Annotated in this window: 9 protein-coding genes and 1 tRNA gene; 7 read left to right on the top strand and 3 right to left on the bottom strand. The window is 54.2% G+C overall.

Annotated elements, in window-relative coordinates; genetic code table 11:
- Positions 1–71 precede the first annotated feature (71 nt).
- From PSCS_RS00850 to PSCS_RS00840, 3 genes are all read right to left on the bottom strand, one after another.
- Positions 72–1,316: an integrase domain-containing protein gene (locus PSCS_RS00850; protein WP_068809891.1), complete on the bottom strand. Its 1,245-nt coding sequence runs from the start codon at positions 1,314–1,316 to the stop codon at positions 72–74.
- 184 nt (positions 1,317–1,500) lie between these two features.
- Positions 1,501–1,587, bottom strand: a tRNA-Leu gene (locus PSCS_RS00845).
- Positions 1,588–1,664: 77 nt separating this feature from the next.
- Entirely contained in the window at positions 1,665–2,666 is a 1,002-nt protein-coding gene (locus PSCS_RS00840) for an alpha/beta hydrolase (protein WP_068809890.1), read from the bottom strand.
- A 101-nt stretch (positions 2,667–2,767) separates the two neighbouring features.
- Between PSCS_RS00840 and PSCS_RS00835 the strand changes: the two genes are divergently transcribed.
- The 7 genes from PSCS_RS00835 to PSCS_RS00805 all read left to right on the top strand — a co-directional run bounded on the left by PSCS_RS00835 (position 2,768) and on the right by PSCS_RS00805 (position 13,314).
- On the top strand, positions 2,768–3,949 hold the full coding sequence (locus PSCS_RS00835; protein ID WP_082866690.1) for an ABC transporter substrate-binding protein: 1,182 nt from the start codon (positions 2,768–2,770) through the stop codon (positions 3,947–3,949).
- Between the two features lie 134 nt (positions 3,950–4,083).
- Complete coding sequence (locus PSCS_RS00830; RefSeq protein WP_068809889.1) at positions 4,084–5,169, top strand: SMP-30/gluconolactonase/LRE family protein; 1,086 nt, start codon at positions 4,084–4,086, stop codon at positions 5,167–5,169.
- Between the two features lie 37 nt (positions 5,170–5,206).
- A complete protein-coding gene (locus PSCS_RS00825) occupies positions 5,207–6,478 on the top strand; it encodes an isochorismate synthase (protein ID WP_082866691.1) in 1,272 nt (423 codons plus the stop codon).
- Between the two features lie 166 nt (positions 6,479–6,644).
- The gene (locus tag PSCS_RS00820; protein WP_317621768.1) at positions 6,645–8,297 is read left to right on the top strand and encodes a (2,3-dihydroxybenzoyl)adenylate synthase; all 1,653 of its coding nucleotides are present in this window, start codon (positions 6,645–6,647) and stop codon (positions 8,295–8,297) included.
- Positions 8,298–8,394: 97 nt separating this feature from the next.
- Positions 8,395–9,036 carry an isochorismatase family protein gene (locus PSCS_RS00815; protein ID WP_068809887.1) on the top strand — a complete coding sequence of 214 codons (642 nt, stop codon included), beginning with the start codon at positions 8,395–8,397 and terminating at the stop codon, positions 9,034–9,036.
- A gap of 68 nt (positions 9,037–9,104) precedes the next feature.
- Positions 9,105–9,350: a phosphopantetheine-binding protein gene (locus PSCS_RS00810; RefSeq protein WP_068809886.1), complete on the top strand. Its 246-nt coding sequence runs from the start codon at positions 9,105–9,107 to the stop codon at positions 9,348–9,350.
- A gap of 13 nt (positions 9,351–9,363) precedes the next feature.
- Positions 9,364–13,314 carry a non-ribosomal peptide synthetase gene (locus PSCS_RS00805; protein ID WP_068809885.1) on the top strand — a complete coding sequence of 1,317 codons (3,951 nt, stop codon included), beginning with the start codon at positions 9,364–9,366 and terminating at the stop codon, positions 13,312–13,314.

Genomic DNA, 13,314 nt, shown 5'->3' with positions numbered 1-13,314 from the left:
GGCTAGATATGCTGCGTACTGCAAGGATATTGTTCACTGTCATCGACTAAATTCCTTGCGTACGGGCAACCTTAATTGACTACCTTTAGGTGGGTGTTACCTTCATATTTCGGCATCTGTCCAGACGCGCAAAGCGCAATATGGTTCGACCACCAATCCATCATCTTCCGCCGCCTTTCCAAGTACTGAGCCCGGTTATAAGCCGCACGAATGGAGTTTTTATCCACGTGAGCCAGAGCAGCCTCAATCACATCCGGATCAAAACCCTGTTCGTTGAGTGTCGTGCTGGCCAATGCCCGCAGACCATGAGACACCAATCGTCCATGGAATCCCATGCGGCCCAAGGCACGGTTTGCTGACTGTGAGTTAGCTGGTTTCCTGGGATTGTGGTCAGAGGGGAATATAAACTCTCTATGGCCTGACACCGGTCGCAATACCTCTAGCAACTGAATTGCCTGGACACTTAACGGAACGATATGGTCCCGGTTCTTTTTCATGCGCGCTGCCGGTATGGTCCATTCCGCTTTTTCGAAGTCGATTTCACTCCATTTAGCGGCAGCAGCTTCACCAGGGCGGACCATGGTGTGAAGTTGCCATTCAATCAGGCAGCGAGTCACCAGTTTGGTAGTAGAGTGCTGTATGGCATGCATGAGCGACGGCAGCTCTTCGGGTCTCAGTGTTGGCAGGTTGGTGACTTTGGGAGCATTGAATGCTTTGCCGATACCAGCTAGCGGGTTGGCATGTATGACGCCGGTGTTTACGGCATATACCATGATTTCATTGATCCAGCGGCAAACCTTTTTGACGGTCTCCAGCTTTTCATCGTCAGCCAGGGGCTGAATGATCTCAATGGTAGTGACCGCGTTAACCTTATGGATTGGCGTAGCGCCCATTTTGGGGAAGATGTACAGCTCGAGGCGACTACTGATTTTGCCGTAGTAGGCAGGAGATACCTTGCCTTCTTTCAGTGCCAGCCATTTTCGGGCGATGTGCTCAAAGGTGTTGGTATTTTTCTCGGCAATGGCCCGCTGCTTATCTTCACGGTGCTCTTTGGGGTCAATACCGTCAGCAAGGGCTGTACGAAGCTCTTTGGCGCGTTTGCGCGCATCTTTGAGGGAAACATCAGGGTATGCACCCAAGCCAACATTTGCGCGTTTCTTGGTGCCAGGTCGGTAGTAGTTAAGAATCCAGACCTTGCTGCCAGTGGTTCTCACCCGTAAATACAGGTTTCTGCCATCGGCCAGATTGTATTCTTTGTCTTTTGCTTTCGCCTGACGGACTTCGACATCCGAAAGACGTTCGTATCCTCTCGCCATAATTGCCACATCCCATAAAAAAGCAACAACAGGTCGTGCCCAGGTTCGCCGTTGTTACTATGGATGTTACTAAATTACGTGGTTGTTACCAAACAGTATAGGATGCTGCTGGACGCAAATGTGGCGTAAAGTGCTGAATTTATAGGGTAAAAAAGACTTTGTCGGACGATGCGGGATGACTAAATGGTGCCCAGGAGAGGACTTGAACCTCCACGCCCTTGCGAGCACTAGCACCTGAAGCTAGCGTGTCTACCAATTCCACCACCTGGGCATTTAGGGATGGAGCAAAACAGAGCGCGCATTTTGCCCATATGAGGGGCGCTTGTCAACGGATTCGGGCGTAATTTTTCACTTTTTAGGTGTTTTTACGGGTGTTATGTCCGGGATCAGCAAGTGACGCATGGCCCGGCCCAGGGTTGTGCCGAACACAGAAGCATGGTCCTCTCCCGGGTACACCGCATACTGTACCTGCTCTTCACCCAGTTGGGTGCTTAATGCCTCACCCAGGGCCAGTACGTTAGAGACCATGCCGCGCGCCTGGCGTCGTTGGGCAATCTCATCTGCCTTGGGGTGGCCATGCTGCCAGGGTGCCAGGGACTCTTCCCATTCACCCACGGCAAGGAATAACCGTGGCGATTTCCCCGAGACTTCCTTTTTAGATGCAGGCTCTGCATTTTCTTCATTTGTGACTTGTTGCTGCCATACCCCGCTGCTCAGGGCGTTCAGGGTGTCCGGGTTTTGCCACAGCGATGGGCTGATCGCGGCGTAGCCCTGAAAGGTGGCCGGATGATTGGCCAGCACCCAGGTGGTGAAATAGCCAGCCAGTGAGTGTCCCAGCAGGTATTGCTGCTGTGGATCGGCTGGGAAGAGGCGCTGAATCAGCGGGAATAACTCCGTTTTAATAAACCCCAGAAACTTCTCAGCATTGATTTCCGCTAACGGTGCGGGCTGTGATTCTGATGATGTGGCGGGATCGGTGACATGTGAATAAAGCTGTTTGCGCAACTCAGTGTCATATAACGTCCCTGAATCTCCGTCGATACCCACGATAATCGCAGGGGTGACGCGGGTGGCGTCGGGGCGGCGGCTCAGGCGGCGGTTGGTCTCCACCACGCTGGCGAAACTGGCATTGGCGTCCAGTAAATAGAGCACCGGGTAACGATGAATGTTGGCCGCCGGATTGTTTGACGTGGTCTCTATCTGTTCGTTTAGGGGGAGTGCGACACGGATTCGCAGCGCTGTTGAAGCCAGGTTGAGCGTGAAACTGATGGCGTTAGGCAGGCTGCATTGTGCAACGGTTCCTTCGATATCGGGGAATTGTGAAGAAAGGTTGTCGGTTTTCTGCACCATTGCGCACTCTCTGTAACAAAAAGTCAGTTGCCAATATAAAGGAGAATCGTTATCATTTTCACCCTGTTTTGCACGATACGTGCTTTTGGGAATTGTAACCTATGCAGTACGAAAGGTTTGCTGTCTTTAAACACTACGGTCGGTTTATTCAGCAGTTCATAGTTTCAGCGCTTTCTGCTTTACCTTTAGTGGTGGCTACGGCGTTAGTTGCTACGGCGCTAATGGCGACCACATCAGTTGCGCTGGCGTCTCAGACTGTCACGGATGTGCGTGGCCGAACGGTAGAAGTGCCGGACGCAGCCAGTCGCATAGCGATTGATGATGGGCGCTTCCTGATTGCGCTATCCCTGATCCATGAAGATCCGGTCAGCATCCTGGCTGCCTGGGCGCATGATGCCAACCGTCTCGGGGCAGATGTCTATGCCGATTGGCAGGAAAAATACCCGGCTTTGGATGATCTGCCTCGTATCGCCAGTTCAGCTGGCGCCTTCAATGTGGAATCCATTCTGGCTGCCGCCCCTGATGTCATGGTGGTCTCTTCCGGCGCCGGTCCGAGTGAGGCGCAAGTGCAGCAACTGGAAATGGGTGGTGTGCCGGTTGTTTATATTGATTTCTTCACAGCCCCCTTTGAGAACCTGGAAACCAGTTTGATGTTGCTGGCCACTATGACCAATCGTGAAGACGAAGCTGAGTCCTTCCTGGCCTTTCGCCGGGCGCGACTGGATGAGATACAGACCAGGGTTGCCAGCTTGAGTGAAGAGGATCGTCCTACCGTGTTTCTGGAGCCGCACGCCGGCATGAGCAGCGACTGCTGCAACTCGCCGGGGCGGGGCAACATGGGCGATTTTATTGAATTTGTCGGTGGCCACAATATTGGCGCCGATGTGATTTCGCAGGCATTTGGTCAGTTGAACCTGGAATATGTCATTGCCAGCGACCCGGATGTTTATATCGCCACGGGTGGTCCTCACCTGGAGCGTGCCGGTGGCCTGGTGCTGGGGTCGCGTTACTCGGAATCAGAGGCGCGTCAGTCACTGGTTGGCGTGTCCGAGCGCACCGGTATTTCTTTTCTGACATCAGTCAGCAAGGGTCGGGTGCATGGCTTTTCGCACCAGCTGATCAACTCGCCCCTGGATGTCGTTGCCATTGAAGCATTTGCCACCTGGATTCATCCGGAGCTGTTCGCCGATATTGATGTGGCGGCAACACTCGAAGCGATCAATACACGTTATTTGCAAGTCCCGTACCGCGGCACTTACTGGGTTGATATCAAGCCGAATTAACAAAACCAGCCAGATAAAGAGATGTTGCCAGAGGGTGTTTGTTTGACTCCTCCGAGGTAAATGTCTCGCCGAACCAGATGTTGGAAATGCGGTATTACATTAAGTAAGTCTCATTATTAACCAAGGAGTTTGATATGAAAGCTGTACGTCAATTCGGCAAGATTGCCGCGCAAACCACGCTGGCAGCCAGCATGCTGCTGACTGCTGCCATTGCCCAGGCACACCCGGAAATCACCGCAACCGAAAAAATGCCAGTCGCTGGCCTGTATGAGATCAAGTTCAACCAGGCGGCGGATGTGCTCTATGTGGCTGCCACTGGCAGTCGCGGTGAAGAAAACGCGGCGCGCATTCTGGTGCTTGATCCTGAGTCTCTGGCCGTGCAAAGCGAGTACGACGTGGGTGAAACTGCATTGTATGGTCTGGCCGTGAATAACCGTACCCAGACACTGTATGGAACGGCGACTCGTACCGGTCACATCGTTGCTCTGGACCTGGAAAACGGTGAAGTGAAAGGTATGATCGGTGGTGATCGTGCTCACGTGCGACAGCTGGTTGTTGATGAAGACACTAACACCATTTATGCCTCTGTGGTCGGATCACGCCGCGAGACGGATAACCCGATCCCCAGCAGTTTGTGGGTGATTGATGGTGATGCGCATGAAATCACCAAGAAGATTGATATTCCTGGCACGTTGACGGGTCTGGATGTGGATATCGACGCGGGCCTGGCTTACATGACGGATATGAATGCCAATCACGTGGTGCAGGTTGATATCGATTCTGGCGACGTATTAAACCAGTGGCCAACCGGTGGTGAAAGCACAATCAATGTCGCTGTTGACCCAGAAGGGCAGCGTCTGTTTGTCACCAACCAGGGCAGCGGCACGCTGACCATCATGAATGCCGGCAACGGTGACGTCATTGAAACCATTGCAACGGGTGAAGGCGCACTGTCCGTAGCGTATAACCCGGATGCGAATCACATCTATGTGACCAACCGTCGTGCGGGTACTACCAGTGTAGTGGATGCGGAAAGCTATGAGATTGTCTCAAACCTGGCCACCGGTACGCTGCCACAATCCCTGGCGATCGACTGGGAAACCGAAGTCGTATATGTCAGCAACAAGGCGCGTGGTCTGGGCCGTAATGCTCCAGCCGATGCCGAGCCAGTGGTTGACGAAAATGGCGATACGGTTAATCGCATCATTCCCAACCATTAATAGTCCTACCAGCTAACCGGACGGATAGACGTTGTCGATGAGTTATTCCGATGTAGCAGAGCAGAGAGAGACCGGCCACGAGGTGGCCGGCTCAACAACTAATCCTGCAGGTAACCAGGGTGTGCAATCAGAGCGCGCCCGTGCCAATATTTTTTCGTCTGGGCAGCACGCATTCCTGCTGCGCTCACCAGGGCGCTCCATTCAGGCCAATGGCTGTCGATCCCAGTTGCCATCAGGTTCATCGGCAACGCTGGTGCAGCGTGTGCAGCAATTTTTTGCCACGAACCATCATGGCCCGGAGCTGTTGGTGGGCGTATTGCCCTTTGATCCCCAGGCTGAGGATTATCTGGTTCAGCCTGAAGAGCTGACTTATGCGCGTGTTAACGTTACCCCGCAGCCACCGGTTGCAGGGCAGTGGCGTGTTGAGCGGGCTCCAGGCGTAACGGAATACCAGTCGATGGTGTCTGCTGCGTTGGCGCAAATGGCAGCGAGCCTGCAACAATTACCAACCAGCAGCGCGAAACAAGCCTTGAGTAAAGTGGTATTGGCTCGCAGCTTGCTGGCAACAGCCTCTGAACCGCTGGATAGTTATGCGGTGCTCTCGCAATTGGCCAAAGACGAAGCGGTGACCGCATTTATTGCGAGTCTGCCGCCCCTCAACGGGCTGGCACGGCAGCTGGTCGGCGGAACGCCTGAATTACTGGTGTCGCGTCATGGGCACATTGTCAGTTCAAATCCTTTGGCCGGTTCGGCAAAACGTCACGCTGACCCTGCTGTGGATAAGGCAGCAGCTGAAGCGTTATTAAAGTCTGAAAAGGACCGCCGTGAACACCAGGTGGTGGTTGAATCAATCCTGGATAATCTGGCGCCTTTTTGTCGTCAGTTAAAAGCACCGGCCATGATGCAGCTCCAGTCCACTGCGTCCATGTGGCACCTGGGAACAGAAATTGAAGGTGTGTTGAAGAATGATGACACCTCTTCGCCGGAACTTGCCGTGGCATTGCACCCCACGCCCGCTGTCGGTGGCACGCCTGCCGATGAAGCTTTGCAGCTGATTCGCAAACTGGAACCGGTAGACCGTGGTTTTTACGCGGGCGCAGTCGGTTGGACAGACCGTCAGGGCGATGGCGAATGGTATCTCTCGCTGCGCTGTGGTGAAGTTTGTGCCAATCAGATTCGTCTGTTTGCTGGTGCTGGTATTGTTGCCGATTCAGACCCGGTGGCAGAAGCGGCAGAGACCTCAGCCAAGTTTGTCGCCCTGCTCAGTGCGCTGGGTATCGATGAGCAGGGTAACCCCTTGTCTAAATGAATCCTGACAAGGGCTGGCGCCCTCCCTGTAAAGCCGCAAAGGCCAGCTTGCTGTATAATGCCTGGCGAATTATCCAGCTTAGAATTTGTGCAGGGCCTGTTATCAGGCCTTAGCTTAAAGAAAGGTCAAGACGTTGATTCCATTGAGACAAGAGTGGCCAGAATCATTGGCAAGGCGTTACCGTGAAGCCGGTTACTGGACAGGGGAAACCTTTTGGGAGTTCCTGCAGCGCAGTGCTGAGACATGGCCTGAACACACAGCCGTGACAGATGGCCAGCGTCGCTGGAGTTATCAGCAATTGCTGCAACACGCTGAACAGGCCTCAGCCGCTTTTCTGGCAGCCGGCCTGAATCCCGGTGATCGTGTTGTCGTCCAGCTCCCCAATGTGCCCGAGTTTATCAGCGTGGTCTTTGGTCTGTTTCGAGCCGGCATGGTTCCTGTATATGCCTTACCGGCACACCGGATGACTGAGATAGCGCATTTTGTCAGCAAGGCGGAAGCAAGGGGTTATGTTTTCGTTGGCAAGCACGACAATTTTCAGTATGCCGACCTGGCGGCAGCATTGCTGGCTGATAAGACCTCTGGTTTGCAGGTGACGGTCGACATTGCTGACTGGGCGAAACAGGGCGGCCCATCGGCAAGTGAGGATCTGGTGTTGCGCAAAGCGCAGCCGCCAGCCAAAGTCAGTGCTTCCGATGTGGCCTTTATGCAAATATCCGGCGGCAGTACGGGGTTGTCCAAACTGATCCCCCGAACCCACGATGACTATCTGTATAGCGTTCGTGCCAGTGCCGAGATTTGCCAGCTCAATGAAAAAACGGTTTTCCTGGCCGCCTTACCCATTGCCCATAACTTTCCCATGAGTTCACCCGGTTTTCTGGGTGTTCTGTATGCCGGTGGCACGGTAGTCATGGCGTCAGCACCGTCCCCGGATGTGGCATTCCCGTTAATTGAAAAAGAGCAGGTCACCATTACCGCACTGGTGCCACCGCTGGTGCTGTTGTGGATGAAAGCTGTCGGCCTGACTGGCAATGGGGCTGAAACTGGGTCTGGAGCCGGAGAGTCGGGTCGCTGGAGCAAGGCGACGCTGTCGAGCCTGCAAATGGTTCAGGTCGGTGGTGCCAAGTTCATGCCGGAATCAGCCGCGCGAGTAAAGTCGGAGCTGGGTTGCGAATTGCAGCAAGTCTTCGGCATGGCGGAAGGGCTGGTGAACTACACCCGGCCCGGTGATCCTGAGCATTTGGTGATCGGTACACAGGGGCGGCCCATCAGTGATGCGGATGAAATACGCATTGTCGATGAACAGGATCAGCCGGTTTCTGAAGGGGAAGTCGGTCAATTACTGACACGTGGCCCTTATACAATTCGTGGTTACCATAATGCCGAGGAAGCCAATCAGCGCAGTTTTACGGATGAGGGTTTTTATCGCACAGGTGACCTGGTGAAGATGACGCCTGAGGGGTACCTGGTCGTTCAGGGCCGAGCGACGGATCATATCAATCGGGCCGGTGAAAAAGTCTCTGCTGAAGAGATCGAAGACCACCTGATTGCGCATCCGCAGGTTTTTGATGTTGCGGTCGTGTCGATACCGGATCAATACCTGGGTGAACGCAGCTGTGCCTTTGTTGTACCTGAAGGTGAGAAACCGCGCCCGGTGGCATTAAAAAAATGGATGCGAGAGCGCCATGTTGCTGATTTCAAGATTCCCGATCAGATTGTTTTTGTAGACTCTCTGCAAACCACGGCGGTCGGCAAAATCAGCCGCAAGCAGCTTCGTGCACAGTTGCGGGACAAGCATCTGCAATCGTTGTCAGGCTAAGATTAAGGTGCCGCCAAAGCATTGAACAGTGGCACCTTGTTGGTACTGAAATATTTATCGCAACAGCAACAGCAACAGCAACAGTTAAGGATTTATCATGGGCGTGCCTCGTATTGCTAACTACCCGTTGCCGGAGAAGTCACAGCTACCAGCGGCCAAGGTTGACTGGCAGCCAGACAGCTCTCGTGCTGCCCTGTTGATTCACGATATGCAGCAGTATTTTCTGGCCGCATTTAACCAGGGTGAGTCTCCCATTAATCCGGTGATCGCCAATATCAAGGCGCTGTTGGATATCTGCCATAAAAAGGGTGTACCGGTTTTTTATACCGCGCAGCGTGGCAATCAGCAGCGTTGCGATCGTGGTTTGCAGGCAGATTTCTGGGGGCCAGGCATGAAGGCCGACGCTGCACATGAAACGATTGTGCCGGCGTTAACTCCGGGCGAAGATGATTTTGTGCTGGTCAAACACCGTTACAGTGCCTTCCAGCGCAGCAACCTGCTGACATTGCTGCAGGCCCGACAACGGGATCAACTGATTGTCACTGGTGTCTATGCTCAGATCGGTTGTCAGATCAGCGCGGCTGAAGCGTTTCAGCATGATATTGAACCGTTTTTAGTGGCGGACGCCGTGGCAGCCTATTCCCAGGCACATCATGAACAGGCGGTGAACTATGTCGCTGGCTGCTGTGGGGTGAGTTTGATGACCAATGATGTCGTAAATGCACTGGACAGCCATTGAACACTTATTTGACGCATCATGCGTTTGCATAACGTGATGTGTAAAAACTTTAGACAGGAAGAATCAAGATGACAGCCAAGCTGACACTGGAAGACATGCGAGCCGATATTGCCGAAATGGTGTATGACGAGCCGGAAAATATCGAACTGGATGACAACCTGATGGACCTGGGGCTGGATTCGATGCGCGTGATGACACTGGTGGAACGCTGGGATAAAAAAGGAGTGGAGCTGGACTTTACCCGTATTGCTGAGCGATTGACGCTGCGTGGCTGGTGGGAACTGGCACAAGATGCCCAGGGCCTGAGCCAATAAGGTCGTTCTCATTATGAGTGAAGTTTACCCCTTACTTGAAACGCAGGAAGGGCTCTGGTTTGCCCAGCGCCTGGATGCCATGAACCCGCTGTTTAATACCGGGCAACTGGTGCATATTCAAGGGGCACTGAATATGGCGCTGTTCGAGCAGGCGGTCAATCAGACACTGCTTGAAGCTGAGGCTCTGCATTTACAGTTTCGGGAAAAGGATAACGGTGAAGTCGAACAACTGGCCACCCGCTCTGATCCGGTGAAACTGGAACTGATCGACCTGAGCCAGGTTTCTGACCCGGACCAGGCCGCCCGCAATGCCATTGACCATTATACTTATTCCCCTGATGACCCGACCGCAGATACGCTGGCTGTTGAACAACTGTTTGTGCTGGGTGGTGACCGTTATATCTGGTACCGGCGTGTGCACCATTTGTTGATTGACGGTTATGGCATGACCTTGCTGAACAACCGGGTCAGTGAGTTATACCGGGAACTTGTTGAAGAGAAACCGGCAGGCAGCCCGCTGGGTAGCTATGCCAGTGTGGTGGCGGATGATGCGAATTACCGTCAGTCCTCACAGCGGGGAAAGGCAGCTGAATTTTGGCAGCAGTACATGGCCGGTGTGCCGGAAGTGGTCAGCCTGGCAAATGGCAGAGCCGTCAGTGTCAGTCGTTTTCATCGTCAAAGTCAGCTGTTGCCAGCAGTTTTGCTGAACAGTCTGCGGCAGCGAGCGGACTCAGCCGGGCTGCCCTGGCCAGACCTGGTGACTGCTTTAACGGCGGCATATTGCCAGCGTTTTATTGGTGAAGAAGAAATTGTGGTCGGCGTGCCTTACATGGGCCGCATGGGTAACGATAGCGCGCGCGTTCCAGCGATGATCATGAACGTCCTGCCTTTGCGCATTCATGAGCCACTACCTGAGCAGGGGGCGGATGCATTCTTCAAAACGGTTGCCCGGGATATGTTTCGGGCGCGCCGTCACGGTCGCTATCGCAGTGAGCAATTGCGTCGTGATCTGGGACTGCTGGGCGGGCATCGCCGACTGCATGGCCCGCTGATCAATGTCATGCCGTTTGAAAAACCGGTCAGGCTGTCTGGTGTGGAAACTGAGTTGGAAATTCTCAGCACAGGCCCGGTGGATGACATGACCTTCACCTTCCGGGGAGACGGTGAGAGCCGCTTGCTGCTCGAGATTGATGCCAACCCTAATTTGTACTCAGAAGCTGACTTGCAGGCTCATCAGCGGCGTCTGTTAAGTTTTATTGAAGCCTGCTTGCAGGCTGGCGATGCACCGCTGTCGTCATTACCACTGGCGACGCAGGAAGAACAACAAAAATGGATCAGGTCAGTCAACCAGACTGAACAGGCTGTTCCTGATGTCAGTTTGCCAGCGCTGATGGCGAACTGTTTTGCGCGTTACGCTGATCGTCCGGCGTTGACGTTTGCAGCAGAGGTGGGTGGCACAGTACAAACATTGAGCTATGCCGAACTGGAGCAGCGTACCCGCGCTCTGGCGCAGCAGTTGCAACAGCAGTTGCAAACAGATGGTGCCGGCAAAGATCAACTGGTGCTGGTATCCCTGCCTCGCTCTCTCGAACTGGTCATCGCCTTGCTGGCTGTTGTGCGCGCCGGTGCTGCCTACTTGCCAATTGATCCGGCTCATCCCGACGAGCGCATTGCCAGGATAGTGGGTTCAGCAAAACCCTGCCTGGCACTAATCGCAGAAGATCAGCGAGCGCGTCTGACAGCCGTATCTGGCATGCCGGAAGCACTGGCACCTAGGCAGTGGCAGCATTCTCCCGATGAATCGCAAGGCTCTTTGCCTGAGGTTGATCCGGCGAACCTGGCCTATGTGATTTATACCTCTGGCTCTACCGGTGAGCCCAAGGGTGTCATGATTGAGCACCGCGCTATTGTCAATCGACTGGAGTGGATGCGAACACAGTACGCTTTCAATGAAAGAGACCGGGTTTTACAGAAAACCCCGGCCACATTTGATGTCTCCGTTTGGGAGTTTTTCCTGCCATTTATCAGCGGGGCTGAACTTGTCGTTGCGCCACCGGAGGCGCACAAGAACCCGGCTGACATTGCCGCACTGATTCGTCGCTTCAATATTTCCACGCTGCACTTTGTGCCATCCATGCTTAACGTATTTGTTGCTGAACCCTCAGCGCACGGACTGGCGGTGCAACGTGTATTTTGCAGCGGGGAAGAGCTGACGCAAGGGCTATGTGAGCGTTTTCATCAGACGGTTAGCGCTGAGCTTCATAACCTCTACGGCCCGACGGAAGCGGCTGTTGATGTCAGTTACTGGCAGGCAAAGCCCGGTGATCGCCGTCAGCCGGTGCCAATCGGTGCGCCGGTCTGGAATACCCGCCTTTATGTGTTGGATGAACAGTTGCGCGCCCTGCCTGCTGGGGTAACAGGTGAACTCTATCTGGCAGGCCGTCAGTTGGCCAGAGGCTACCTGGGACGTGATGACCTGACCGAAGAGCGCTTTATACCGGATCCCTTTGTGAGCGGTGAGCGTATGTATAAAACCGGAGATCTGGCCCGGTGGGTTGAGGGTGGTGTGGCTGAGGATGGTGTGGTTGAGTACCTGGGCCGTTCGGATCATCAGGTAAAAATTCGTGGCTTGCGGATTGAGCTTGGCGAAATCGAAACCGTGCTGATGGCGTCGGGCTTGGTCGAGCAGGTCGGTGTCCTGGTTCAAGAAGGCAGTGCCGGTCAGAAACTGATTGTTGCATATCCCGTTCCAGCAGAAAGTTATGATGAGACGAAATTACTGGCCTTTGCCAGAAGCCGTCTGCCCGATTATATGGTGCCAGTGGCGCTGGTCACGCTGCCATCTTTGCCGGTGACCAGTAACGGTAAACTGGACCGGCGCGCCTTACCTCAGCCAGAGATGATCTCACCGCAGGGCAGAGCGCCCATCGGTGAGACTGAGATTAAACTGGCGGCATTGTTTTCAGCGCTGTTGAAACTGGAAGACGAGATCAGTGCCGAGAGTGATTTTTTTGCGCTGGGCGGTGATTCTTTGCTGGCAGTACAGTTGATGCAACGTATTCAGGTGCAGTTCGGCATGGACCCGGGGCTGGGTGCTTTGTTTGAAAATCCGGTACTGGCTGAGCTGGCGTCTTTGATAGATGCCGGCCACCGGGAAACGGATAACGGTCTGCAGCCTGTCATCCGTCTTGCTCAGGGCAATGATAACCATGTGCCCCTTTTTGTGGTGCACCCTGCCGGTGGTATTGCCTGGTGTTATCGCCAACTGGCAGCGCTGATGAGTGACGAGCGATCTGTCTATGGTTTGCAGGCGCCATCCCTCGATCAGGGGCAACCATTGCCAGAAAGTATTGATGCCCTGGCCATGACTTATGTTGATCACATGCTGGCGATCTGCCCGGATGGGCCTTATCACATCATGGGCTGGTCAGTGGGTGGCATCATTGCCCAGGCGATGGCGGTCAGGTTAAAACAGCTGGGCAAGCCTACTGGCGTGATTGCCATGCTCGACTCTTATCCCAGTGAGTGCTGGCGGGCAGAAGCAGAACCGACAGCCGAAGAGGCGCTGGGCGCCTTGCTGGCCATTGCCGGCTTTATTCCGGAGGATTACCCAGAGCTGAAAACACGTGAGCATATTGTTGAGTTTTTGCGACAGAGCGGCAGTCCGCTGGGCGCATTACCGCCTGTTGTACTGGACGGTGTTATCCGGGTCGTGCTGGATGTGAACCGACTGGTGCGAGGGCATTACCACCAGTTTCTGGATGCCGACCTGCTGCATGTCTGTGCCGCACTGGATCATCAGGACAGTGAACTGCATCCTGATTTGTGGAAAGATTATGCCAGGCAGCTGGATGTCGTGAACGTGCCTTTTCTGCACGGTCAACTGACGGGCCCGGAAGCATCCGCACAAGTGGCTGACATTTTACTGACACGAATGAAAGCGGTCGAACAAACCACCGATTAA

The organism is Pseudohongiella nitratireducens (genome assembly GCF_001642735.1).
In the GTDB taxonomy this organism is placed as follows: domain Bacteria; phylum Pseudomonadota; class Gammaproteobacteria; order Pseudomonadales; family Pseudohongiellaceae; genus Pseudohongiella; species Pseudohongiella nitratireducens.
Note: the sequence above shows the minus strand (reverse complement) of the source record. Positions and strands in the feature narration are given on the sequence as shown.

What these genes read in the sequence shown, in the direction of transcription:
- PSCS_RS00850 (WP_068809891.1), bottom strand. Translation starts at nt 1,316, where the DNA reads ATGGCGAGAGGATACGAACGTCTTTCGGATGTCGAAGTCCGTCAGGCG.
- PSCS_RS00840 (WP_068809890.1), bottom strand. Translation starts at nt 2,666, where the DNA reads ATGGTGCAGAAAACCGACAACCTTTCTTCACAATTCCCCGATATCGAA.
- PSCS_RS00835 (WP_082866690.1), top strand. Translation starts at nt 2,768, where the DNA reads ATGCAGTACGAAAGGTTTGCTGTCTTTAAACACTACGGTCGGTTTATT.
- PSCS_RS00830 (WP_068809889.1), top strand. Translation starts at nt 4,084, where the DNA reads ATGAAAGCTGTACGTCAATTCGGCAAGATTGCCGCGCAAACCACGCTG.
- PSCS_RS00825 (WP_082866691.1), top strand. Translation starts at nt 5,207, where the DNA reads ATGAGTTATTCCGATGTAGCAGAGCAGAGAGAGACCGGCCACGAGGTG.
- PSCS_RS00815 (WP_068809887.1), top strand. Translation starts at nt 8,395, where the DNA reads ATGGGCGTGCCTCGTATTGCTAACTACCCGTTGCCGGAGAAGTCACAG.
- PSCS_RS00810 (WP_068809886.1), top strand. Translation starts at nt 9,105, where the DNA reads ATGACAGCCAAGCTGACACTGGAAGACATGCGAGCCGATATTGCCGAA.
- PSCS_RS00805 (WP_068809885.1), top strand. Translation starts at nt 9,364, where the DNA reads ATGAGTGAAGTTTACCCCTTACTTGAAACGCAGGAAGGGCTCTGGTTT.